The sequence below is a fragment of the Acinetobacter pragensis genome, from assembly GCF_001605895.1.
In the GTDB taxonomy this organism is placed as follows: domain Bacteria; phylum Pseudomonadota; class Gammaproteobacteria; order Pseudomonadales; family Moraxellaceae; genus Acinetobacter; species Acinetobacter pragensis.
Map to the genome: position 1 here is coordinate 67,546 of NZ_LUAW01000022.1, position 21,147 is coordinate 88,692.

A 21,147-nucleotide genomic window follows, 5' to 3' on the forward strand; every position below is an offset into this window, starting at 1 on the left:
GATGCTCGGTTTTGGAGTAGGGCAATGATTCAAACCGAAAGTATGCTCGACGTAGCAGACAACAGTGGGGCTCGCCGCGTACAATGTATTAAAGTACTTGGTGGTTCACATCGTCGTTATGCTTCTGTTGGCGACATTATTAAAGTTACTGTAAAAGAAGCTATTCCTCGCGCACGTGTTAAAAAAGGTGACGTGATGAATGCTGTTGTTGTACGTACAAAATTCGGCATCCGCCGTCCAGATGGCTCTGTTATCCGTTTTGATGATAACGCGGCTGTTATTTTGAACAACAACAAAGCGCCGATTGCAACTCGTATTTTCGGACCAGTGACTCGTGAGCTTCGTACTGAACAGTTCATGAAAATTATTTCACTGGCTCCTGAAGTTCTATAAGAGGCAATCATGGCTAAGATTAAAAAAGGCGATCAAGTAATTGTGATCGCAGGTAAAGAAAAAGGCAAACAAGGTACAGTTTTGTCTGTTTCTAATGACCGTGTTATGGTTGAAGGCCTTAACTTGGTTAAGAAGCATCAAAAGCCGAACCGTGCAACAGGTGCTGAAGGCGCTGTAGTTACACAAGAAGCTTCGCTTCACATCTCAAACGTGGCAATTTTTAATGCTGCAACCCAAAAGGCTGACCGTGTTGGTTACCAAGTAGCTGAAGGCGTGAAAACTCGCGTTTACAAATCTACTGGTGAATCAGTGGCGGTAGCGAAGTAATAGGTTGAAATAGGCGATGGCCAGACTTAAAACACGTTACAACGACGAACTGAAAGCTCAGTTACTAGAGCAATTAGGCGTTAAAAATGTGATGGAGATTCCTCGCATCACTAAAATCACGATCAACATGGGTGTTGGCGCAGCTTCTGCTGACAAAAAACTCCTTGATGGTGCTCTTGCTGATATGCAAGCGATTGCTGGTCAAAAACCAGTTCTTACATTAGCTCGCAAATCTATCGCTGGTTTTAAAATCCGCGATGGTTGGCCAATTGGCTGTAAAGTTACTTTACGCGGCGAACGTATGTACGAATTCTTAGACCGTTTGATCTCTATTGCGATTCCACGTATTCGTGACTTCCGCGGTTTTTCTGCGAAATCATTTGATGGCCGTGGTAACTATTCAATGGGTCTTAAGGAACAGATTATGTTCCCTGAAATCGATTTTGATAAGATTGATCGTATTCGTGGTATGGATATTACCATTACTACGACTGCTCGCACCGATGACGAAGGCCGTGCGCTTATGCGTGCATTCGGCTTCCCGTTCAAATAAGAGGTCGATATGGCTAAGAAAGGTATGATTAATCGCGAATTGAAACGCGAAAAGACTGTTGCTAAATACGCTGCAAAACGTGCTGAATTAAAAGCAATTATTGCAAATGTAAATGCATCAGACGAAGAACGTTTCGAAGCGATGATGAAATTTCAAGCATTACCACGTAATGCATCTCCAGTACGTCTGCGTAACCGTTGCGGTTTAACTGGTCGTCCTCATGGCTATTTCCGCAAGTTCGGCTTAAGCCGTAACAAACTGCGTGAAACAGTAATGCAAGGTGATGTACCGGGCGTTGTTAAGGCAAGCTGGTAAGGAGCACTATAAATGAGTATGCAAGATACCGTTGCCGACATGCTAACACGTGTTCGTAACGCACAAATGGCTAAGAAACAAACTGTTTCTATGCCGAATTCTAAGTTGAAAGTTGCGATTGCGAACGTGCTTCAACAAGAAGGTTATATTTCAAACGTAGAAGTTGCTGATAATGAAGGCAAGGCTACTTTGACTATTACTTTAAAATATTTCGAAGGCAAACCAGTAATTGATACCGTTAAGCGCGTTAGCCGTCCAGGCCTTCGCCAATACCGCGGTAAAGATGCACTTCCTAGCGTTAAGCAAGGTTTAGGTATTGCAATTGTTTCTACAAGCAAAGGCATCATGACTGATCGCGCTGCACGTGCTGCAGGTATCGGTGGTGAAGTTATTGCTTTTGTTTCTTAATAGGTGATTCCTCATGTCTCGTGTGGCTAAAGCCCCAGTAACTGTACCTAACGGTGTGACAGTTACTCAGAACGGCCGGCAGGTCGAAGTGAAAGGCAGTAAAGGTACTTTGTCTTTCAACCTGCATGCGCTGGTCGAGCTAAAACAGGAAGAAGGTAAACTTCAAATTGCTCCTGTTAAAGAATCTAAAGATTCTTGGATGCAAGCTGGTACTGCTCGCGCTGTGTTAAACAACCTTGTAAAAGGTGTTAACGAAGGCTTCGAACGTAAGTTGCAACTGATTGGTGTTGGTTATAAAGCTGCGGTTAAAGGTAACATTGTTAACCTTAACCTTGGTTTCTCTCACCCAATCGACTATAACCTTCCTGAAGGTGTAACTGCTGAAACTCCGACTGCGACTGAAGTTGTACTTAAGTCAGCAAACAAGCAATTGCTTGGTCAAGTTGCAGCTGAGATCCGTGGTTACCGTCCGCCAGAGCCTTATAAAGGTAAAGGTGTTCGTTATTCTGACGAAGTTGTTCTTCGTAAAGAAGCTAAGAAGAAATAAGGCGCGAGGTTCTTATGAACGAAAAGAAACAAACCCGTTTGCGTCGTGCGAAAAGCACACGCTTGCACATCCGTGCATTGGGTGCGACTCGTTTGTGTGTAAACCGCACTCCGCGTCACATCTATGCTCAAGTTATTTCAGCCGATGGTGGCAAAGTATTAGCGCAAGCTTCTACTTTAGATGCTACTTTACGCGCTGGTACAACTGGTAACGTTGAAGCAGCTAAGCAAGTAGGTGCTTTAATCGCAGAACGCGCTAAAGCAGCTGGTGTAACTAAAGTTGCATTTGACCGTTCTGGTTTTAAATATCATGGTCGTATCAAAGCCTTGGCTGATGCTGCTCGTGAAAACGGCTTGGAGTTCTAATCATGGCTAAAGTTGAACAAAACGAAGGTCTCGTTGAGAAGCTGGTTGCCGTTGATCGTGTAGCCAAAGTTGTTAAGGGCGGTCGTATTTTCTCTTTCACAGCATTAACTGTTGTGGGTGATGGTAATGGCCGTGTAGGTTTTGGTCGCGGTAAAGCGCGTGAAGTTCCAGCTGCTATTTCTAAAGCGCTTGAAGCTGCACGTCGCAACATGATTACTGTTGATCTTGTTGACGGTACTGTTCAGCATCCTATCAATGCCCGTCACGGTGCTAGCCGTGTTTACATGCAGCCTGCTTCTGAAGGTACTGGTGTAATCGCTGGCGGCGCTATGCGTGCAGTTTTAGAAGCTGTTGGCGTGCGTAACGTGTTGACAAAATGTTATGGTTCTACAAACGCTGCGAACGTTGTAAACGCGACTTTTAACGGTCTGCGCGATATGACTTCTCCAGAGAAAGTAGCTGCTAAACGCGGTCTTTCAGTAGAACAAATTCAAGGGTAATCAATCATGAAAACGATTAAAGTTACCCAGACTAAATCTTCATCGCACCGCTTGAAAAATCACAAGCTTAGCCTTAAAGGTTTAGGTCTGCGTCGTATTGGTCATACTGTAGAAGTTCTAGATACACCTTCTAACCGCGGTATGATCAACCAAGTCTACTATATGGTTAGTGTAGAGGAATAAGCCATGACTCTGCGTTTAAATACAATTGCGCCTGCAGAAGGCGCTAAGCGTGACAACCTTCGTTTAGGCCGTGGTATCGGTTCTGGCGTTGGTAAGACTGGCGGCCGCGGTGTCAAAGGTCAAAACTCACGTAAGAGCGGTGGTACACGTCCTGGTTTCGAAGGCGGTCAAACTGCGCTATATCGCCGTTTGCCTAAATTCGGTTTCACTAGCCAATTGGCTTTGAAAACTGCTGAAGTACGTTTGTCAGAACTTGCTAAAGTTGAAGGTGATATTGTTTCACTAGAAACTTTAAAAGCTGCTAACGTTGTACGTAAAGATATGCTTCGTGCACGTATCGTACTTTCTGGTGAAATTACCCGTGCTTTCACTGTTCAAGGTGTTGCATTGACTAAAGGCGCTAAAGCTGCTGTTGAAGCTGCTGGCGGTAAAGTCGAGGAGTAATCCCAGTGTCTATGACTCCTAGTTCTTCAGGTCATGTAAATATGATGAAAGGTCAGCCATTTCATGTGAAATACCGTGAAATTATACGCCGAATGATGTTTCTCATTGGTGCTTTGCTGGTTTTTCGGCTAGGAGCGCATATTCCAGTACCGGGCATTAATAATGCTGCGCTAGAGAATCTGTTTAATGCAAACCAAGGAACTATTCTTGGTTTGTTTAACATGTTTTCCGGCGGTGCGTTAGAGCGCATGTCAATTCTTGCTCTTGGGATCATGCCGTATATTTCAGCGTCTATTATTGTACAGCTGATGTCTACGGTGGTTCCGTCACTTGAAGCTTTGAAAAAAGAAGGTGAGCAGGGCAAGCGCAAGATTAATCAGTATACGCGTCAAGGTACTTTGTTTCTTGCATTAGTGCAGGCTGTCGGTATGTGTGCAGGCTTAATCAGTCAGGGGATTACTCTGAATTCTGGTTTGGCTTTTTACGTTCCGGCAGTAACGTCACTGGTTGCAGGCACAATGTTCCTGATGTGGCTGGGTGAGCAAATTACTGAGCGCGGGGTGGGCAATGGTATTTCCATGATCATCTTCGCCGGTATTGTTGCGGGTCTGCCGAACTTGGTTCTGCGGTCTTTATCATCTACAGACAATGGTCAAACCAGCTTAATTGGGCTGGCTATTTTTGGCTTATTGTCGCTTGCCGTTTTGGCTGCCATTGTATTTATCGAGAAAGCGCAGCGTCGCATTCCGGTAAACTATGCGCAAAAACAGCAAGGTCGACGCGTATTTTCAGCACAGCAGTCACATTTGCCATTGAAAATTAATATGGCGGGTGTGRTTCCGGCAATTTTTGCCAGCTCATTGCTTCTGTTCCCTGCGAGCTTAGGCCAGTGGGTCGGCAGTGCTGATCCAAGTGCTGGGTTAATTAAACGCAGCCTGCAAGATTTGGCGCTCGTTTTATCGCCTGGACAACCGTTGTATCTGGTGCTCTTTGGTGCGTTAATTATCTTTTTCTGTTATTTCTATACTGCGCTGGTATTCAGCCCGAAAGAAGTTTCAGAAAACCTTAAACGCAGCGGAGCGTATGTGCCGGGTATCCGTCCAGGAGAGCAAACTGCTCGTTACTTAGATCATATTCTCAACCGTTTGACGTTTATTGGCGCGATTTACATCACAGTCATCTGCTTAATGCCGATGATTCTGCAAAGCTCTTTTGGGATTCCATTCAGCTTGGGCGGTACATCTTTACTGATCGTAGTGGTGGTGGTTATGGACTTTATGGCGCAGCTTCAAGCCCATTTGACCTCGCATCAATATGACAATCAATCGTTAATGAGAAAAACGACTGCTCATCCTAAGGGATAAGCGCACTTAGAGGTTTCATCATGAAAGTACAAGCTTCTGTAAAGAAAATTTGTGGTAGCTGTAAAGTTATCCGTCGTAATGGGGTTATTCGCGTAATTTGCAGCGCAGAACCTCGTCATAAGCAGCGTCAAGGTTAATCTGATCAAGACCTGTTGATTTCAGTAGGCTAATTAGGTTATTATCCGCCCCTCAAGATTTTTGTGGGGCGGTTGATTGTCTTAACTGCCTTTTTGGAGAAAATTGAATGGCTCGTATTGCCGGTGTAAACATTCCGGATAACAAGCATGCTGTTATCTCTCTCACGTATATCTTTGGTATTGGCCGCCACACTGCTAAGAACATCTTAGCTGCTGCAGGCATCACTACTACTACTAAGATTCGTGAATTAGACGACGCTCAGCTTGATGCGATTCGTGCAGAAGTTGCTAAGGTTCCGACCGAAGGTGACTTGCGTCGCGAAATTTCCATGAACATTAAACGTTTAATGGATTTAGGCTGCTACCGCGGTCTTCGTCATCGTCGCAGCTTGCCTGTCCGCGGTCAACGCACCAAAACTAACGCACGTACCCGTAAAGGTCCGCGCAAACCAATTAAGAAATAAGATTTCTGGAAGCTAAAAGATGGCTAAAGATACTCGCACACGCAAGAAGGTCACCCGTACCGTCTCTGAAGGTGTTGCACACATTCACGCTTCTTTTAATAACACCATTGTGACTATTACCGATCGTCAAGGTAATGCACTGGCTTGGGCTACCTCTGGTGGACAAGGCTTCCGTGGATCACGTAAATCAACTCCGTTCGCTGCTCAGGTAGCTGCTGAAGTTGCTGGTAAAGCTGCTTTAGATTACGGTTTGAAAAACTTGGACGTCCTTGTAAAAGGTCCTGGTCCTGGTCGTGAGTCTGCGGTACGTGCTTTAGGTGCAGTGGGTTATAAAATTAACAGCATTACCGATGTGACGCCAATCCCGCACAACGGTTGCCGTCCACCTAAAAAACGTCGCGTGTAAGGAGAAACATTCATGGCTCGTTATATTGGTCCAAAATGCAAACTCTCTCGCCGCGAAGGGACAGACCTGCAATTAAAATCTGGCGTTAAACCATTTGACGTTAAGACTAAAAAACATGCGAAAGCTCCTGGCCAACACGGTGGAGCTCGTGGTAGCAAACAATCTGAGTACTCACTACAATTACGTGAAAAACAAAAAGTACGTCGCATGTACGGTGTTTTAGAGCGTCAATTTAGTAACTACTATAAAGAAGCTGCTCGTGTTAAAGGCGCAACAGGTGAAAACTTGTTGAAATTGCTTGAAAGCCGCCTCGATAACGTTGTTTATCGCATGGGTTTTGGTTCTACACGTGCAGAAGCTCGTCAGCTTGTATCTCACCGTTCAATCACTTTAAATGGCCGCCGCGTTAACATCGCGTCGATCCAAGTTAAAGCGGGTGACGTGATTGCAGTTCACGAAGGCGCTAAGCAACAATTGCGTATCAAAAACGCAGTTGAATTAGCGGCTCAACGTGGTATTCCTTCTTGGATGGAAATTGACCATTCTAAATTGGAAGGTACATTTAAAGCTGCACCAGATCGTTCTGATTTACCTGCTGAAATCAACGAAAGCTTGATTGTAGAATTGTATTCTAAATAATCCTTGAGGTAGCAATAATGACGCGTACTGCAAATGAGTTTCTAACACCGCAAGCGATTAAAGTCGAAGCGGCAAGCGGGACCTCGGCAAAAGTTATTCTAGAACCCTTAGAGCGTGGCTTTGGTCATACTCTGGGCAATGCTTTACGTCGCATCCTACTTTCTTCTTTACCTGGCGCTGCTGTGGTGGAAGTTGAAATTGAAGGTGTCGAGCACGAGTACAGTACTTTGGAAGGCTTGCAGCAGGACATCGTCGAGCTCTTGCTGAACCTGAAAGGATTGTCTATTAAGCTGTTCGATCAAAATGAAGCTTATTTGACATTGGAAAAACAAGGTCCTGGCGACGTAACTGCTGCCGACCTTCGTTTACCGCATAATGTTGAAGTGGTTAACCCTGAACATGTGATCGGCACGTTAAGTGCTTCAGGCAACATTAAGATGCGCCTGAAAGTTGCTCAAGGACGCGGCTATGAGACTTCTGATTCACGCTTCCCAGAAGGCGAAACTCGCCCAGTGGGCCGCTTGCAATTAGATGCGTCTTACAGCCCAATCAAACGCGTTTCGTACACAGTTGAAAATGCTCGTGTTGAACAGCGTACTGACCTTGACAAATTGGTCATTGATCTTGAAACAAATGGTACTGTTGATCCGGAAGAAGCGATCCGCAAAGCTGCGACTATTTTGCAGCAGCAAATTGCGATTTTCGTTGACCTTCAGAAAGACCAGGCACCAGTTGCTCAAGAGCCTCGTGAAGAAGTTGATCCAATCTTGCTTCGTCCAGTAGATGATCTAGAGCTTACTGTTCGTTCTGCTAACTGTTTGAAAGCAGAAAATATTTACTACATTGGCGATCTTGTTCAGCGTACTGAAGTTGAGTTGTTAAAAACTCCTAACTTAGGTAAAAAATCGTTGACTGAGATTAAAGATGTTCTAGCTTCGAAAGGCTTGCAGCTTGGCATGCGCTTAGAAAATTGGCCACCAGCCAGTTTGCGCATGGACGACCGCTTTGCCTATCGCAGCCGTTAATTAAGTAGGACTATCACCATGCGTCATCGTAATAGTGGTGTGAAATTAGGCCGTACAAGCAGCCACCGTAAGGCGTTGTTTCAAAACTTAACAAATGCTTTAGTAGAGCATGAGTTAATTAAAACGACTTTGCCTAAAGCGAAAGAACTTCGCCGCGTTGCTGAGCCTTTAATCACTTTAGCTAAAAACGATACAGTAGCAAACCGCCGTTTAGCGTTTGCTCGTACTCGTTCAGCAGCAACTGTTGGTAAATTGTTTACCGTTCTTGGCCCTCGTTACAAAGAACGTAACGGCGGTTATCTACGTGTTCTTAAAGCGGGCTTCCGTGCAGGTGATGCTGCGCCGATGGCTTACGTTGAACTTGTAGATCGCGAAGTTAACTAATTTCGCTCAAGAATAACGTTTGTTGTTCTAAAAAGGCTGGTTGAAAAACCAGCCTTTTTTTATGCCTGATTGTTGGACAATTTTATATTCTGTCCCAAGATGACAAGGAAAAGTCCGCTTTAATACAAACTTGACATTGTGTATTGTCAAATTTATGCTTTAATAAAATGATAAAGCTGATACAGGTTAAAAGAACAAAATGGAAAAAAATGTTGATATTCTCATTGTCGGCGCTGGCATTTCAGGCATCGGTATTGCCGCGCATTTATCTAAGCATTGCCCGCAGCGTTCATTTGAAATTATTGAACGCCGGGAAAGTTTTGGCGGCACTTGGGATTTGTTTAAATATCCGGGCATCCGTTCAGATTCGGATATGTCAACTTTTGGCTTTAATTTCAAGCCATGGAAAAAAGCCAGTGTTTTAGCTGATGGCTCTTCAATTAAGGGCTATTTGGCCGAAGTTGTAGATGAGTATCGCATTAAACCAAAAATTCATTTTCAGCACCGTGTTCTGTCCGCAAATTATGATTCCAGTTCGCGCAAATGGCAGGTCGTTATTGAGAACAGCAAGCAGCAGACTGAAACGTGGACTGCGAATTTTGTGCTGGGCTGTACCGGCTATTATAATTATGATCAAGGGTTCCAGCCTGAATTTCCCGAACAGGCGCAGTTTAAAGGGCAATTCATTCATCCGCAGCATTGGCCTGAAAATTTGGATTACCGCGGCAAAAAAGTCCTGATCATCGGCAGCGGGGCGACAGCAATTACATTAGTGCCGGCAATGGCGAAAGGCGGTGCCGCTCACGTTACCATGCTGCAGCGTTCGCCAGCGTACATTGCATCAATTCCTTCCGTAGATTTAGTGTATGACAAAATGCGTAAAGTCCTGCCTGAAGATCTTGCATATAAATTGACCCGTGCTCGGAATATTGGGGTACAGCGCGCGATTTATGCCGTTGCGCAGAAACAGCCTAAACTGCTGAGAAAGTTTTTATTGCAGTCCATCAAAATGCAGCTGAAGGGCAAGGTGGATATGAAGCACTTTACCCCAAGCTATAATCCTTGGGATCAGCGCTTGTGTGTGGTTCCTGATGGTGATTTATTTAAAATCCTGCGTGAAGGGCGCGCCAGCGTAGAAACAGATCAAATTCAGTGTTTTACCGAAACAGGCATTCAATTGAAATCGGGCAAGCATTTGGAGGCTGACATTATTGTCTCTGCAACAGGTTTGAATATTCAGATTTTGGGCGGAATCAAGGCAACCATTGATGGCAAGCCGCTGAATACATCTCAGCATATGCTGTACCAAGGTATTCTGGTCAGTGATGTGCCGAATATGGCGATGATTATTGGCTATATTAATGCGTCATGGACGCTGAAAGTTGATATTGCATCTGAGTATATTTGCCGCCTGCTGAATCACATGGATGCGCAGGGCTATGATCAGGTGATTGCGGAAGGGGATGCTACCCAGATTGAGCAGGATACTGTGATGGGAAGCCTGAGTTCAGGCTATATTGCCCGCGCTGCGGATGTCATGCCGAAGCAAGGTAAAAGCGGTCCTTGGCATGTGACTAATAATTATTTAGCTGACCGGAAGGCGCTTAAAAATGCCAGCTTTGAAGACAGTATTCTTAAATTCAAAAAGAAGTCAGACGAATTGGCTGCTAAGCCGCGCTTAGTGTCTTAATGCGTGTTTAGTCCTAGAGGAAGCTTCGGCTTCCTTTTTTTGTTTTCTGCAGGCGTCAGAATGCTGAAAATTGCCTATTGGCATATTTTTTCAAGCGTTAGGGAAACGGCATGGCATATTGATTCATATACTATGAATGTCTGAGCATAATGGGGTTTTGATCAGTGGAATCCAATAGGCCGTATCGGCAAATACCAGACAACTAAGCGTCATTTGTATGGGCTGCGTAGATTGGATCGCAGTGCAGAAGCTATCATGTAGTGATGCTTCAGTTTGATGGATATTTTAATGTATCTGAATTTAATCCTGCAAATGGATTTATATAGATCACTGAATTATAGCCGCATTATCACTGCTGTATTTTTACGGGGCTTAAGGTCGATGACCGGATTCACAATTGATGATGAAGAAATAAAACTGGAGCGGGCCTTAGGCTTCAGCGGCAAATTTTGAGAAAAATACGCCGGCTGGCTGTAAAAGAGCCTTCAAAAAGAAGACTCTAGATCCAGCGTGAAGCCTACAGGCTTCTAGAAATCAGTTCTTTCATAATTTCATTGGTGCCTGCGTAAATGCGGTTTGCCCGGTTGTCGATATAAGCGCGGGCAATCGGATATTCCAGCATATAGCCATAGCCGCCATGCAGCTGCAGGCATTCATCGACAACCTTAGAGAACATGTCTGAAATCTTATATTTGGCGGCAGCAGCAGCATCAATACCAAGGCTCTCTGTCAGCTGCAATTCCATGCAGCGGTCTAAATAGGTTCGGCAAAAATCGATTTCAGTGCGTAATTCTGCCAGCTTGAAACGGGTGTTTTGAAAGCTGGATACACTTTTTCCAAAAGCTTTGCGGTCTTTGGTGTATTGCACCGTGTGGGCAAATGCCGCCTCTGCGCCCGCTTGGCAGATAATTGCGACCAGCATGCGCTCCCAAGCCAGCTCTTTCATCAGCATCATGAATCCCATGCCTTCCATGCCCAGCAGGTTTTTTTTAGGAACACGGACATTGTCAAAAAACAGCTCGCAGGTATCCTGACCCTTCATGCCGATCTTATTCAGCGGTTTGCCTTTGCTGAATCCCGGACGGTCGGCTTCAACCATTATCAGCGATAAATTGGCCGAACCCTTTTCAGCATGCCCTGTCTTGCAGACGACAATCGCCATATCGCAAAGATAGCCATTGGTAATGAAAATTTTTGAACCGTTAATGACATAGTCATCGCCATCTACTGCTGCGGTAGTGCGGACGGCCTGTAAATCTGAACCCGTACCCGGTTCAGTCATGGCAATGGCGGTCACGGTTTCTCCGGATGCCATTTGGGGCAGCCAGCGCTGTTTTTGCTGTTCATTGCCAAAATTATTGATGTAGTTGGCGACAATGTCCGAATGCAGTGAAAATCCTGTAGAGGAGTCCATGGCGTAGGCTTGTTCTTCAATCAAAATCATACTGTAAAGGCGATTGACCGCTGATCCGCCATAGGCTTCAGGCATCGTCGAGCAGAGCAGCCCCAATTCACCGGCTTTATTCCATAAATCACGGTCAACATGCTGCTGCTGTTCATATTTTTCAATATTCGGCACCACTTCTTTTTCATAAAATTTTCGGACAGTATCACGGAAAGCTTCATGTTCTTCACTGAACAGTTTGCGCGGCAGCATATTGGGAAGAGGGCGGATAGCTCCTGACTGCATTGTGGTTTTCCTGAGTTTTTATTTAAGTGCTTTCAAGCTATAAGATGTGGAAAATCACGGCAATGGGCTGAATGATCAATTGCTGCGGTATTGCTGGAGGATTTCGCCAATTTCAATAAATGATGCAAACAAAGCCCTCAGGATCGGGTAAAATATGGAAGCTTAAAATTACTGGGGAAGATGATGAGTGATGAAATCACATTAGAAGAACGCAAAGTGATTTACCGTGCGCGGCGCGGTTTAAAAGAAATTGATGTTTATTTTGACCCTTATGTCAGAAATTATTATCTTCAGGCTGAGCCGTTCGAAAAAGAGATGTTTGCCGAGCTGGTCGAGCAGGAAGACCCGGATTTGCTGGACTGGTTTATGGAAGTCAGCGAACCGCCGCGCCCTGAGCTAAAAACATTTATTCAGAAACTCAAGCATTACGTTCATGGATAAATGCAGTTTTCAGCTGAAGCGCAGCTATTTGGCGCTGCTGTTTCAGCTGGGTGTTTTTTGTGTGCTGATGACGGTTTTATATCAGCTGCTGCCATTGGCGCTATGGTGCGGATTTTTATTGCTGGGCGGCTGGGTTTATCTGATGTTTTACCGCAAAACGCCGCAAATTACGGGATTGGATTATCTTGATGGCAAGGAGTGGACACTCTCGGCATCCGGTTGCCAAAGCCGGGCCCAGATCAGCCATATTATTGATCATCAAGCGTATGTGGTGGTGTATTTTCAGCATGTGCGGACCAAGCCGATTATTGTCTGGTGCGACCAGATGCCGTTCAGACAATGGAAATCTTTTAAGATATTGGCGAAAATGATCTGATTGTCTGACACGCTGTTTACGGTTTATTTTTAAAAATTAAATAAAAACAAATACCTATTATTATACCTATATCCTTTTGTCAGACAGGATTGGATGAAATTGGCATAAACTATCGATTGTCTGACAATATTAAAAGCCCCGCATTTTTCTTTTATGTACATTATATCTTACCAACAGCAAGCGGAGTACGAGATGGATTATCCAACTTGGACGTTTCTGGCAGTAGCAATTGTGTTAGCAATTGTTGTAGGACGGCTAGGAACTGTGCTGAAGGAACGATTTGCACAAAATTAAGTGTTTAGGCACTTTACCCTTTAATAAGCAGCATGTGCCGAACCGTCGCAATGCTGCTTTTTTTTGCCTAAAATTCGTCATTTCTTAAAATACAGTCAATTTCACGCTTTGAATTCCATGGCAAAGTGCAAGCCGGTATTAGAGTAAATGCTCTTTAATTCGGAAATTGCTTCTGATATGTTTGTCGATATGGACATAAACACAATTATAGAGGACAGGAAAATGTCGAGCGTCCAAAAAATATGCCAAGGTGTGGCAGCAATAGCAATAACAACTACATTATTAACAGGTTGTTCACAAGTTGTGAAAACAGGCGCAAATGTTGCGCTAGGATTTACCGAAAACCATATTGTACCGCCTATTTTAGCTATGGATGATGCTGAAATGGTCTGCAATTCAGGGAATTCATTGACCCCAGCCATTATGGCCACTCAAGATATGGGAGCAGATCCCACCCGCGTTGCGGTGCTGATGTATTCTGCTGCCGGCATTTGCGCAGAGCAAAAAGCGCTGGATGCAGAATTGCGCTACTTAAGAGCGTCTCGAGCCAATCAGGTGAGTGAAGCGCAGGATGCCCGGATTGAGCAAAAGCGCTGGGCTGCATTGGCGGCGCAGCGTCAATACACAGGCTATCAGCTGTTTCAGAACCGCTATGAAAAGAAATACAAAAAAGCCTTGGGTGAAAGCTGTCCTAAAATGAACAGCGATATTGAGCAAACCGTTTATCTGCTGGGTATGCTCAGCGGTTTGCAGTCGATGACCAATGACATCAATTCCGGCGGTGCGGTGAATGTGCCGAAAGATATTGCGGCTGTGGTCGAACGCGGCATGGCTTGCCTGAATAATGAAAAATTCTGGGGGGCGCCTGAAGCGACCCGCGCAGTGATTTGGACCTTGCTGCCAGGCGCAGGAGAGGGTAAGCCGGATCCCTATCAAACGCTGAAGCAGTCGACGAAAATTGGTGAGCAAAAAGGCGTGCGCCTATCGCATGCGATGTATGCCGTGGCAGCGCAAGCCAGCGGTGATGATGCAAAAATCCGTGATGCACTCAAAACCTTTGCTCAGGCGCGCAGTGATGAGAAGCCTGTGAATCCTCAATTCAAGCTGATTGACAGCATGGCGGCTTCGATGGTTAAAGGCATTTCAGACCGCTATTGGACAGAACATACAGGGGTCCGGACTGCAGATGACGGCATGGAGCAGTTCTGGGATGAGTCGAGCAATTCATCAGATTTAGATGAGCTGTTTGATGGAAAAAGTGAGTAAATCTGAATAAATAGAAGGATAAATGCAGTATTGAGAATATTTGCTCTTTTATTTGAGGACGCACACAGGGAGTGCGCATGAAAGATCACCATCTAACTCGAAAAATCATTTTTTTGGCGGCCGTGTTCTCGATCTGCGCATGCCTGCAAGTATTTAAAGAATATTTTTTCTATATTCATGCGCTGCTGTTCGCTGAGCCTTGGCGATTATGGACTGGGCATTGGGTGCATGTGGGCTGGATTCATTATTTTTTAAATATGCTGGCTTTCATGTGCTTGCCATTTATTTTTCCTCGCGCATCTGTTTGGCATTTCACCGCATTGCTGCTGGTGCTGCCGCCGTTAATCAGCCTGAGCTTCTATTATTTCTTGCCCGATATCGACGCGTATGCAGGACTGTCCGGGGTGCTGCATGGCGCATACGCTGCGGTGGCCTGTGTGCATTTGATCTATAAGCGGGAACGCAATTTTGCCGCTTTGGTGCTGTTTCTGATTTTATCCAAGCTGATTTGGGAAAATACGGTGGGCAGTATGGGGACTGCACAGCTGATCGGCAGTCCTATTTTGGTGGAGGCGCATCTGCTGGGGGTGATCTGGGGGATTGGTACCGCCAGCGCGTACTTATTGATAGAGCATTTTACAGACCGCTACATGCATGAATGAAGCAGGATACATTTGAATTCAAAATAGATTTAGGTGCATGAGTGACAAAGTTGACATTTAAAACATAAAAGAAAATAGATATTGTCATTTTCAAAGACTGAAAAGTAATGCAAATTTGCAATGAATAAGAAAGCAATAGGCTTGGAGAAAGGATCTTTTTCAGCCGAAGGGACAAGGATACAGCGCTTTAGTGTTCTGTATCCAAAAATAAAAAATAGGACAGCTCATGCAAAATAATGAACACAGCAGATCAGGGCAAGGTCTGTTAAGTTATCTATGGAACGAGTGGATTTCGACCCTCGTCGTTTTAATTTTATTGCTGCTGACGCTCATTATTGGCACGGGTGAGATGATCCATGGCCAGCTGCTGCGTACCGGCGAGCGCCTGTATGGAAATGAATCCATTGGCATGCAGTATTCCTTTCTGCGCGCAGAGCCCGTAAAGCCGGACTGCAACCGCCATCCGAATGTGGATGCGCTGGTTCAGGCGCAAATGAAGCAGAACGCCAATGATGAATTTGCCGATATTTTTGGCACGTCTTCTCAAGCTGATGTGCGTGCATCGGTCATGGCTGGAGTGCAGCAGTGTGAAGAAAAATACCAATTTTACGACAAAGCTGAAAAATATTTGGATGATCATCCAAGCATCCGCACTTATCGGACTATTGAAACCACTTTCTTCGGCATTTTTAAATTCGGCTCTGAAAACCGTGTTTTAATTTTACTGCTGATGGTGCTGGTTTCAGCAATTACCGCTTCAGTTAAATTCCACCATATCGGCCTGCGTGCGCCAACGACTAAGCTGGATTACAAAGTCTATGCGCTGTTCATGGCGGTCGGCAATGGGTTACTGACTTTTTCAGTGTATAGCCAATTCAACTCTGTGCTGAATTCCGGTGTGAAATCGACGGGTGAAACACTGGCTGTGTATTGGCTGTGGCTGGCCCTGTTTGGCATTGTGATGCTCATCAGCATCTACCAGTTCTTTAAGCCGCCGGCAGCGAAACAGGAAGGCCCCGGCAATATTGGCTTAGGGCTGCTCAGTGTGCCGCTGTACGCTTATATGGCGATCATTACAGGCATTGCCTTTACCTTCTTCATGGACTATCCAATGGGGCAGGGGATTTATTTGGGGCAGCTGGTTGAATTCTCAGGAATTTTCTTGAACTTGGCCTTATTTATCTGGGCCGGTATGCTGTTGACGCAAACCCGCATCATGGATTTATTTTTGGGTATTTTACGCCCTTGGAATTTGGCGCCTGAAACCCTGACATGGCTGATTTTGATTGCCGCGGCCATTCCTACAGCCTATACCGGCGCATCGGGCATTTTTGTTGTCGCTGCCGGTGCGATCATTTATAAGGAAGTCTGGAACTCTGGCTCACGCCGTCAGTTTGCACTGGCTGTTTCTGCGATGTCCGGTTCTTTAGGGGTTGTGATCCGGCCATGCCTGCTGATCATTTTAATTTCAATGCTGGACAGCCGCCATGTGACTTCGGATGAGCTGTTTGATCACGGTATTTATGTGTTCTGGCTGACAGCGTTTATTTTCTTGGGCATTTCGCTATTTTTGGCTGAGACCCGCTTCCGCGTGAATTCGCCGAAAGTGGCAGTGCCGGGCATGCTCAAAGCCTTCATTCCTGTAATTCCATATATTGTGCTGACTTTCATTGTGATTGCATTCTACAAATATGGTTTAGATACGCAGATGGATGAGTTTACTGCGCCTGTCATTCTGCCGATTCTATTGATTTCTTATATTATGTTTGACCGCTGGTTCGCTGACCGCTTTGTCAAAGAGCCTATAGACCGGCATGCTGATATTGCCTTGAAGCATGAGCAAAGCTCCGAATTTATGCGTGAGCATGGCGGGCATGGCAGCAACCGCCGCGGTTTTGGCAGTTCAATCTGGTTTGCATCCTCTGAAACTGTCGGACATATTGGCGCGCTGATTATTTTAATGGCATTGTCAGCAAGTGTCGGCGGTTTAATTGAGCGGACTGAAATTGTAGAAATGCTGCCGACGCATTTGGGCAATATCTATATTTCCTTAGCCTTTATTGCTTTGCTGCTGGCGATTGTCGGCATGACCACCGACCCATTTGGTGCAGTTATTTTAGTCGCTGCGACCATTGCGCCTGTAGCTTATGAAAATGGCATTCATCCAATTCATTTCTGGATGATTGTACTGGTGGCATTTGAGCTGGGTTATGTATCACCGCCTGTTGCGCTGAATCATTTATTGACACGCTTGTCTGTCGGAGATGAAGAAGTGCGCGCAGCGGATGCAGAAGCCAAAGCAATGTATAACAGTTTCTACTATCGCTATGAGCGCTGGATTTTACCGATTATGGTCTTGTTCCCGTCATTGCTGGTGGTGACGTATGCGCCGTATATTTTTAAATTATTCGGCTGGTATCATTAAACCGTGGCATTGCGTCACGAATCATTAAAAAGCGCCTTCGGGCGCTTTTTAATTTTTCTGAATGGCTTGGCCGGCTTGAGTAGATATTTTGCCGCAGAAAGCTATCCGCCGCATGGCGGGGTATGAAGGCAAATTCAATCCGGTGGCCACGGTTCATTTTTGAATTCTGTATTCAATACCAAAATTCCGATGCCTGCATCCATTGAAGGGCTGAACTGCATTTAAATAAACCTAAGCCCTGAACATTTGCTAAGAATGATGCCAAGGGGAATACTAAAAAGGGAAAGCAGGAATGGTTCATTGACCGCCAGATGCTGGCGAGCCTGTGAGGACTAAATCTGCGGGAAAGCAAAGCTGGCATCTGTGTCAGCTGCTTCTGCTTGGGAAGTTTCAAGTATAAAAAAGGCTGGAAACCGGCAAGGTTCCAGCCTATATAAATTGATAAGATTATGGTTTTTGAGCAAGCTGCGCTTCGAGCAGCTTAATCTGCTCTTCTTTTAATTTAATCAACTGATCCGCATCAGCATGCTGCGCATTCAGTGATTTTTCTTGTTCAGACAGCTGCGATTGAATGTCTTGCAGTTTGGCCACTTCTTCTTTAGCTAAAGACGCATTTTCAGGGACAGGCGCTTTTAAGATATCTTCTTCAACCAATTTTACGGTATTTGCTGCGGCTTCAGATGCAGCCGCAGGAGGCGCTTTGACTGCTTCTGCGGGCGCCGCTTTTGCAGGCAAGGCATCCGCCTGATGCTGCGGCAGATCTTCTGCATTAGACGCTATCATCCACTGATAAGTCATAAACAGCGCGATCACCGCAATTAAGCCCCCAGCAATCCCGATTAAAAGTTTCGGGCTATGTCTTTGATCTTCAATCATATAAAAGCCTTGTTGTTATTTCGGCTGGCGAGGCTTGAATTGAATGACACCGACATCGTCAGGAACAGCGGGCACTTCCGGCGCTTCCACATGGGTCGGCCGGTTTTCACTGTAACCGCAGTCAATGCATTCAATCCATTCGTCGTCGCCTGAAGTCAGCATGACAACCCGATCTAACGCCTGGCATTTTGGACATTTTGCTCCAGCAATGAAACGGCGTTTAATGGTCATCCTACTTACCCTTAATCAAACTAAGGCCAATAGTTTAAGCGTTTTATGATGCGTTCGTCCAACCTTGATGACGAAGCAGCGCATCTATTTTTGGCTCGCGTCCGCGGAAATTGATAAATGCGTCAAGCGCCGTATCTTTTCCGCCAACTGCTAGAATAAACTGCCGAAACTCTTTTCCAGTCTGTGTATTGAAGATGCCTTCTTTTTCAAAACGGTCGAAGGCGTCGCTGGCCAAAACCTCGGCCCATTTGTATGAATAATAACCAGCTGCATAGCCGCCCGCAAAAATATGGCTGAACCCATGCTGGAAACGGTTATAGCCGGTATTTGGCGCAACAGCATACTTTTGACGGATATCGTCCAGTACGGCTTGAATTTGCGCGGCATTTAACGCCGGTGTCTGTTTGTGGATGTTTAAGTCAAAGAGAGCGAATTCAATTTGACGCAGTGTCTGCATGCCGGACTGGAAATGGCGGGCATCCAGCAGCGCTTTCAGCAGGTCATCTGGCAAGGATTCCTTGCTTTCGATATGCTCGCTCAGCAGGTCTAAACTGTCTGCATCCCAAGTCCAAAACTCCATAAATTGACTAGGAAGCTCTACAGCGTCCCACGCTACGCCATGTGTGCCGGCGACGGCGATATTGTCTACCTCTGTCAGCATATGGTGCAGGCCGTGACCGAATTCATGGAATAAGGTGTTTACTTCATCATGCGTTAATAAGGCAGGCTGATCGCCCACAGGCGGCGTGAAATTGCAGACCATGTAGCAAATTGGTTTTTGCAGGCCATGAGCCGTTTGCATGCGCGAACGGAAACCGCTCATCCATGCGCCGCCGCGTTTGCCGCTGCGGGCATACAGGTCAAAGTAGAAACCGCCGACCACAGTGCCTTGATCTTCCAATTCAAAATAGCGGGCATCCGGATGCCAAACCGGCGCTTCACGTTCGACAATATTGATGCCGTATAGGCGGTTCACGATACTGAAGAGGCCTTGCAGGATTTTAGGTGCAGGGAAGTAAGGCTTGAGCGCTTCTTGAGATAAATTGAACTGCTGCATTTTCAGCTTTTCTGCGTAATAGCCTGTGTCCCAAGGCTGCAGCTCAGTTACGCCGTCAGCCGCCGCAATGGCTTTCAGCTCAGCAATTTCTTTTTCTGCAGGCTTGCGCGCGTGTTCAGCCAAATCAACCAAAAATTGATTGACGGTTTCAACATCCGGCGCCATTTTGCTGGCTAAGGACAGTTCTGCGTAATTCTGAAAACCCAGCAGCTTCGCCATTTCCTGACGCAGGCTCAGAATTTCTTCCATTACGGGCGTATTGTCAAATTCGGGGTGGCCGCCTAATTCAGAGGCTTTGGTGGTGTAGGCTTTATACAGTTCCTCCCGCAATTCGCGGTCTGCCGCATAGGTCATAATGGCAAGATAAGAGGGAATATCTAAAGTTGCCGCAGGCTGTTCCAGTTCACGCTGCTGTCCGTATTGCGTCAATAAGTCGATGCTGCTTTGCGGCAGGCCTTTCAGCTGCGCTTCATTCAGCGGTTTGAAATAGGCCTGTGTTGCATCTAAAACGTGGTTGGAAAAATCAGAAGACAATTGAGACAGCCGTGAAGATATTTCTGCATAGCGTTTTTTGGCTTCACCTTCTAAAGCGACACCGGACAGCTTGAAATCACGCAGGGCAAGTTTTACAGCGCTTTGCTGTGCAACTGGCAGGGTGCTAAAAATGCTGTTGTCATGAACGTGCTGATAGGTTTGATACAGCGCTGTATGCTGGCCGATGGCGGTGTAATATTCGCTGAGCGCAGGTAAGAGCGCCTGATAAACCTCACGCGTTTCGGTGTTGTTCATTACGGCATTTAAATGCGACAGCACGCCCCAGGATTCGCTCATGCTGTTTTCAAGATTGTCGACTTTTTCCAGCACCTGCAGCTGCGCTTGAATGTTGTCTGGAACCGCTGACAGCGCATTTAAAAAAGCCTGTCCATGCTGAATGGCTTGTTCAATTTGTAATTTCAGCTGATCTAATTGAATTTGATCGAATTGCGGAACGGGCAAGGTTGCCTTTTCTAATGTCATGATTTTAATGCCGTATAAAATATGCTGTGTTATGAGTAGATGTAAGGCTTAAGCACAGGGAAATCAAGTTATCTAAAATTTTTTATCTATTTTTGTGTTTAATGCCCTTAATTCTTTATTTATATTTGTCATTTGCTCGATTAAACCACCATCAGATGCTGGTAATGCTTCTAATTCATTTATATCAATAATTGAGATATCGGTAACTTTAGTTTTCCATAAGTTTAATGGGTGCTTATATAAATAGGTGACTTTAAAAGTAATTGGTTTTTGATTTAAAGCTTCTTTCAGTCCACCAAATTGTCCCCAATCATATATATAACTTTGATTAGGTGGAAAAACTTTTACTCCATATTTAAATATCCCGCTTTCAAAATTCTTTTGTAGTTCATTTAAACGTGAAATACCAAATGCTCCTCTAGGTATTGGTTGATCACTAGATATATGGATGTTTTCAGCTATTGATTTCCCTATATTTTTTACATGAAGTTGAATTAACGAAGGTTTTCCATAATGAGGTGTTGCAAAAATAATAATTTGAGGCTGTTGATCCGATTTAAATACCACATAAGTAACAAGTAATGCTAATAATGAAATGATAAGTGTCAAAATGTTTACTGCATCCAATTTTTGTTTTCCTGTTATGTAATTTATTGATTGTAAAGAAA

28 protein-coding genes are annotated in these 21,147 nt (G+C 45.1%); 23 read left to right on the forward strand and 5 right to left on the reverse strand.

Annotation, left to right across the window (positions count from 1 at the left end):
- The first annotated feature begins 24 nt into the window (after window positions 1-24).
- From rplN to AZH43_RS10315, 18 genes are all read left to right on the forward strand, one after another.
- A complete protein-coding gene (gene rplN / locus AZH43_RS10240) occupies window positions 25-393 on the forward strand; it encodes a 50S ribosomal protein L14 (RefSeq protein ID WP_004657680.1) in 369 nt (122 codons plus the stop codon).
- A gap of 9 nt (window positions 394-402) precedes the next feature.
- A complete protein-coding gene (gene rplX / locus AZH43_RS10245) occupies window positions 403-720 on the forward strand; it encodes a 50S ribosomal protein L24 (RefSeq protein WP_067669334.1) in 318 nt (105 codons plus the stop codon).
- A gap of 16 nt (window positions 721-736) precedes the next feature.
- Window positions 737-1,273 carry a 50S ribosomal protein L5 gene (rplE, locus tag AZH43_RS10250; protein ID WP_067669336.1) on the forward strand — a complete coding sequence of 179 codons (537 nt, stop codon included), beginning with the start codon at window positions 737-739 and terminating at the stop codon, window positions 1,271-1,273.
- Window positions 1,274-1,282: 9 nt separating this feature from the next.
- Window positions 1,283-1,588 carry a 30S ribosomal protein S14 gene (gene rpsN / locus AZH43_RS10255; protein ID WP_067669338.1) on the forward strand — a complete coding sequence of 102 codons (306 nt, stop codon included), beginning with the start codon at window positions 1,283-1,285 and terminating at the stop codon, window positions 1,586-1,588.
- Between the two features lie 12 nt (window positions 1,589-1,600).
- Window positions 1,601-1,996 (forward strand): 30S ribosomal protein S8, encoded by a 396-nt coding sequence (gene rpsH, locus AZH43_RS10260; RefSeq protein ID WP_005012969.1) that lies wholly within the window; start codon window positions 1,601-1,603, stop codon window positions 1,994-1,996.
- Window positions 1,997-2,009: 13 nt separating this feature from the next.
- Window positions 2,010-2,543 carry a 50S ribosomal protein L6 gene (rplF, locus tag AZH43_RS10265; RefSeq protein WP_067669340.1) on the forward strand — a complete coding sequence of 178 codons (534 nt, stop codon included), beginning with the start codon at window positions 2,010-2,012 and terminating at the stop codon, window positions 2,541-2,543.
- A gap of 14 nt (window positions 2,544-2,557) precedes the next feature.
- Window positions 2,558-2,908: a 50S ribosomal protein L18 gene (gene rplR, locus AZH43_RS10270; RefSeq protein ID WP_067669342.1), complete on the forward strand. Its 351-nt coding sequence runs from the start codon at window positions 2,558-2,560 to the stop codon at window positions 2,906-2,908.
- Window positions 2,909-2,910: 2 nt separating this feature from the next.
- Window positions 2,911-3,408, forward strand: a complete 498-nt coding sequence (gene rpsE, locus AZH43_RS10275; protein WP_005012962.1) for a 30S ribosomal protein S5 — start codon at window positions 2,911-2,913, stop codon at window positions 3,406-3,408.
- A 6-nt stretch (window positions 3,409-3,414) separates the two neighbouring features.
- Window positions 3,415-3,591 carry a 50S ribosomal protein L30 gene (rpmD, locus tag AZH43_RS18125; RefSeq protein ID WP_081406804.1) on the forward strand — a complete coding sequence of 59 codons (177 nt, stop codon included), beginning with the start codon at window positions 3,415-3,417 and terminating at the stop codon, window positions 3,589-3,591.
- Window positions 3,592-3,594: 3 nt separating this feature from the next.
- Complete coding sequence (rplO, locus tag AZH43_RS10280) at window positions 3,595-4,035, forward strand: 50S ribosomal protein L15 (RefSeq protein WP_081406805.1); 441 nt, start codon at window positions 3,595-3,597, stop codon at window positions 4,033-4,035.
- Window positions 4,036-4,079: 44 nt separating this feature from the next.
- Window positions 4,080-5,399 (forward strand): preprotein translocase subunit SecY, encoded by a 1,320-nt coding sequence (gene secY / locus AZH43_RS10285; RefSeq protein ID WP_171254456.1) that lies wholly within the window; start codon window positions 4,080-4,082, stop codon window positions 5,397-5,399.
- A gap of 20 nt (window positions 5,400-5,419) precedes the next feature.
- The gene (rpmJ, locus tag AZH43_RS18130) at window positions 5,420-5,536 is read left to right on the forward strand and encodes a 50S ribosomal protein L36 (RefSeq protein WP_000867907.1); all 117 of its coding nucleotides are present in this window, start codon (window positions 5,420-5,422) and stop codon (window positions 5,534-5,536) included.
- A 107-nt stretch (window positions 5,537-5,643) separates the two neighbouring features.
- The gene (gene rpsM / locus AZH43_RS10290; protein WP_004725722.1) at window positions 5,644-6,000 is read left to right on the forward strand and encodes a 30S ribosomal protein S13; all 357 of its coding nucleotides are present in this window, start codon (window positions 5,644-5,646) and stop codon (window positions 5,998-6,000) included.
- Between the two features lie 19 nt (window positions 6,001-6,019).
- Entirely contained in the window at window positions 6,020-6,406 is a 387-nt protein-coding gene (gene rpsK / locus AZH43_RS10295; RefSeq protein WP_001040166.1) for a 30S ribosomal protein S11, read from the forward strand.
- A 12-nt stretch (window positions 6,407-6,418) separates the two neighbouring features.
- Complete coding sequence (gene rpsD / locus AZH43_RS10300; protein WP_067669346.1) at window positions 6,419-7,045, forward strand: 30S ribosomal protein S4; 627 nt, start codon at window positions 6,419-6,421, stop codon at window positions 7,043-7,045.
- A 17-nt stretch (window positions 7,046-7,062) separates the two neighbouring features.
- The gene (locus AZH43_RS10305) at window positions 7,063-8,070 is read left to right on the forward strand and encodes a DNA-directed RNA polymerase subunit alpha (protein WP_067669347.1); all 1,008 of its coding nucleotides are present in this window, start codon (window positions 7,063-7,065) and stop codon (window positions 8,068-8,070) included.
- 18 nt (window positions 8,071-8,088) lie between these two features.
- Entirely contained in the window at window positions 8,089-8,454 is a 366-nt protein-coding gene (gene rplQ / locus AZH43_RS10310; protein WP_067669349.1) for a 50S ribosomal protein L17, read from the forward strand.
- A 199-nt stretch (window positions 8,455-8,653) separates the two neighbouring features.
- Window positions 8,654-10,144: a flavin-containing monooxygenase gene (locus AZH43_RS10315; RefSeq protein ID WP_067669351.1), complete on the forward strand. Its 1,491-nt coding sequence runs from the start codon at window positions 8,654-8,656 to the stop codon at window positions 10,142-10,144.
- Window positions 10,145-10,661: 517 nt separating this feature from the next.
- Here AZH43_RS10315 and AZH43_RS10320 read toward each other — a convergent pair.
- A complete protein-coding gene (locus AZH43_RS10320) occupies window positions 10,662-11,834 on the reverse strand; it encodes an acyl-CoA dehydrogenase family protein (RefSeq protein WP_067669353.1) in 1,173 nt (390 codons plus the stop codon).
- Window positions 11,835-12,017: 183 nt separating this feature from the next.
- Here AZH43_RS10320 and AZH43_RS10325 point away from each other — a divergent pair, with 183 nt between their 5' ends.
- The 5 genes from AZH43_RS10325 to AZH43_RS10345 all read left to right on the forward strand — a co-directional run bounded on the left by AZH43_RS10325 (window position 12,018) and on the right by AZH43_RS10345 (window position 17,298).
- The gene (locus tag AZH43_RS10325; RefSeq protein ID WP_067669355.1) at window positions 12,018-12,275 is read left to right on the forward strand and encodes an FAD assembly factor SdhE; all 258 of its coding nucleotides are present in this window, start codon (window positions 12,018-12,020) and stop codon (window positions 12,273-12,275) included.
- Window positions 12,268-12,651, forward strand: a complete 384-nt coding sequence (locus AZH43_RS10330) for a hypothetical protein (RefSeq protein ID WP_067669357.1) — start codon at window positions 12,268-12,270, stop codon at window positions 12,649-12,651. Before AZH43_RS10325 ends, AZH43_RS10330 begins: the two co-directional genes overlap by 8 nt.
- A gap of 516 nt (window positions 12,652-13,167) precedes the next feature.
- The gene (locus tag AZH43_RS10335; protein ID WP_067669359.1) at window positions 13,168-14,211 is read left to right on the forward strand and encodes a hypothetical protein; all 1,044 of its coding nucleotides are present in this window, start codon (window positions 13,168-13,170) and stop codon (window positions 14,209-14,211) included.
- A gap of 77 nt (window positions 14,212-14,288) precedes the next feature.
- Window positions 14,289-14,873 carry a rhombosortase gene (gene rrtA, locus AZH43_RS10340; RefSeq protein ID WP_067669361.1) on the forward strand — a complete coding sequence of 195 codons (585 nt, stop codon included), beginning with the start codon at window positions 14,289-14,291 and terminating at the stop codon, window positions 14,871-14,873.
- 226 nt (window positions 14,874-15,099) lie between these two features.
- Entirely contained in the window at window positions 15,100-17,298 is a 2,199-nt protein-coding gene (locus tag AZH43_RS10345) for a TRAP transporter large permease subunit (protein ID WP_067669363.1), read from the forward strand.
- Window positions 17,299-17,745: 447 nt separating this feature from the next.
- On the opposite strand, the gene AZH43_RS10350 is transcribed toward AZH43_RS10345, so the two are convergent.
- The 4 genes from AZH43_RS10350 to AZH43_RS10365 form a co-directional block, all read right to left on the reverse strand.
- The gene (locus tag AZH43_RS10350) at window positions 17,746-18,174 is read right to left on the reverse strand and encodes a hypothetical protein (RefSeq protein ID WP_067669365.1); all 429 of its coding nucleotides are present in this window, start codon (window positions 18,172-18,174) and stop codon (window positions 17,746-17,748) included.
- 15 nt (window positions 18,175-18,189) lie between these two features.
- A complete protein-coding gene (locus AZH43_RS10355; RefSeq protein ID WP_171254458.1) occupies window positions 18,190-18,399 on the reverse strand; it encodes a YheV family putative zinc ribbon protein in 210 nt (69 codons plus the stop codon).
- Between the two features lie 49 nt (window positions 18,400-18,448).
- Window positions 18,449-20,479, reverse strand: coding sequence for a M3 family metallopeptidase (locus AZH43_RS10360; RefSeq protein WP_067669368.1), 2,031 nt, complete (start codon window positions 20,477-20,479; stop codon window positions 18,449-18,451).
- Window positions 20,480-20,551: 72 nt separating this feature from the next.
- A complete protein-coding gene (locus tag AZH43_RS10365; protein ID WP_067669392.1) occupies window positions 20,552-21,106 on the reverse strand; it encodes a hypothetical protein in 555 nt (184 codons plus the stop codon).
- Window positions 21,107-21,147 lie beyond the last annotated feature (41 nt).

Coding starts and splice junctions, on each gene's coding strand:
- rplN (WP_004657680.1), top strand. CDS start 25: ATGATTCAAACCGAAAGTATGCTCGACGTAGCAGACAACAGTGGGGCT.
- rplX (WP_067669334.1), top strand. CDS start 403: ATGGCTAAGATTAAAAAAGGCGATCAAGTAATTGTGATCGCAGGTAAA.
- rplE (WP_067669336.1), top strand. CDS start 737: ATGGCCAGACTTAAAACACGTTACAACGACGAACTGAAAGCTCAGTTA.
- rpsN (WP_067669338.1), top strand. CDS start 1,283: ATGGCTAAGAAAGGTATGATTAATCGCGAATTGAAACGCGAAAAGACT.
- rpsH (WP_005012969.1), top strand. CDS start 1,601: ATGAGTATGCAAGATACCGTTGCCGACATGCTAACACGTGTTCGTAAC.
- rplF (WP_067669340.1), top strand. CDS start 2,010: ATGTCTCGTGTGGCTAAAGCCCCAGTAACTGTACCTAACGGTGTGACA.
- rplR (WP_067669342.1), top strand. CDS start 2,558: ATGAACGAAAAGAAACAAACCCGTTTGCGTCGTGCGAAAAGCACACGC.
- rpsE (WP_005012962.1), top strand. CDS start 2,911: ATGGCTAAAGTTGAACAAAACGAAGGTCTCGTTGAGAAGCTGGTTGCC.
- rpmD (WP_081406804.1), top strand. CDS start 3,415: ATGAAAACGATTAAAGTTACCCAGACTAAATCTTCATCGCACCGCTTG.
- rplO (WP_081406805.1), top strand. CDS start 3,595: ATGACTCTGCGTTTAAATACAATTGCGCCTGCAGAAGGCGCTAAGCGT.
- rpmJ (WP_000867907.1), top strand. CDS start 5,420: ATGAAAGTACAAGCTTCTGTAAAGAAAATTTGTGGTAGCTGTAAAGTT.
- rpsM (WP_004725722.1), top strand. CDS start 5,644: ATGGCTCGTATTGCCGGTGTAAACATTCCGGATAACAAGCATGCTGTT.
- rpsK (WP_001040166.1), top strand. CDS start 6,020: ATGGCTAAAGATACTCGCACACGCAAGAAGGTCACCCGTACCGTCTCT.
- rpsD (WP_067669346.1), top strand. CDS start 6,419: ATGGCTCGTTATATTGGTCCAAAATGCAAACTCTCTCGCCGCGAAGGG.
- AZH43_RS10305 (WP_067669347.1), top strand. CDS start 7,063: ATGACGCGTACTGCAAATGAGTTTCTAACACCGCAAGCGATTAAAGTC.
- rplQ (WP_067669349.1), top strand. CDS start 8,089: ATGCGTCATCGTAATAGTGGTGTGAAATTAGGCCGTACAAGCAGCCAC.
- AZH43_RS10315 (WP_067669351.1), top strand. CDS start 8,654: ATGGAAAAAAATGTTGATATTCTCATTGTCGGCGCTGGCATTTCAGGC.
- AZH43_RS10320 (WP_067669353.1), bottom strand. CDS start 11,834: ATGCAGTCAGGAGCTATCCGCCCTCTTCCCAATATGCTGCCGCGCAAA.
- AZH43_RS10325 (WP_067669355.1), top strand. CDS start 12,018: ATGAGTGATGAAATCACATTAGAAGAACGCAAAGTGATTTACCGTGCG.
- AZH43_RS10330 (WP_067669357.1), top strand. CDS start 12,268: ATGGATAAATGCAGTTTTCAGCTGAAGCGCAGCTATTTGGCGCTGCTG.
- AZH43_RS10335 (WP_067669359.1), top strand. CDS start 13,168: ATGTCGAGCGTCCAAAAAATATGCCAAGGTGTGGCAGCAATAGCAATA.
- rrtA (WP_067669361.1), top strand. CDS start 14,289: ATGAAAGATCACCATCTAACTCGAAAAATCATTTTTTTGGCGGCCGTG.
- AZH43_RS10345 (WP_067669363.1), top strand. CDS start 15,100: ATGCAAAATAATGAACACAGCAGATCAGGGCAAGGTCTGTTAAGTTAT.
- AZH43_RS10350 (WP_067669365.1), bottom strand. CDS start 18,174: ATGATTGAAGATCAAAGACATAGCCCGAAACTTTTAATCGGGATTGCT.
- AZH43_RS10360 (WP_067669368.1), bottom strand. CDS start 20,479: ATGACATTAGAAAAGGCAACCTTGCCCGTTCCGCAATTCGATCAAATT.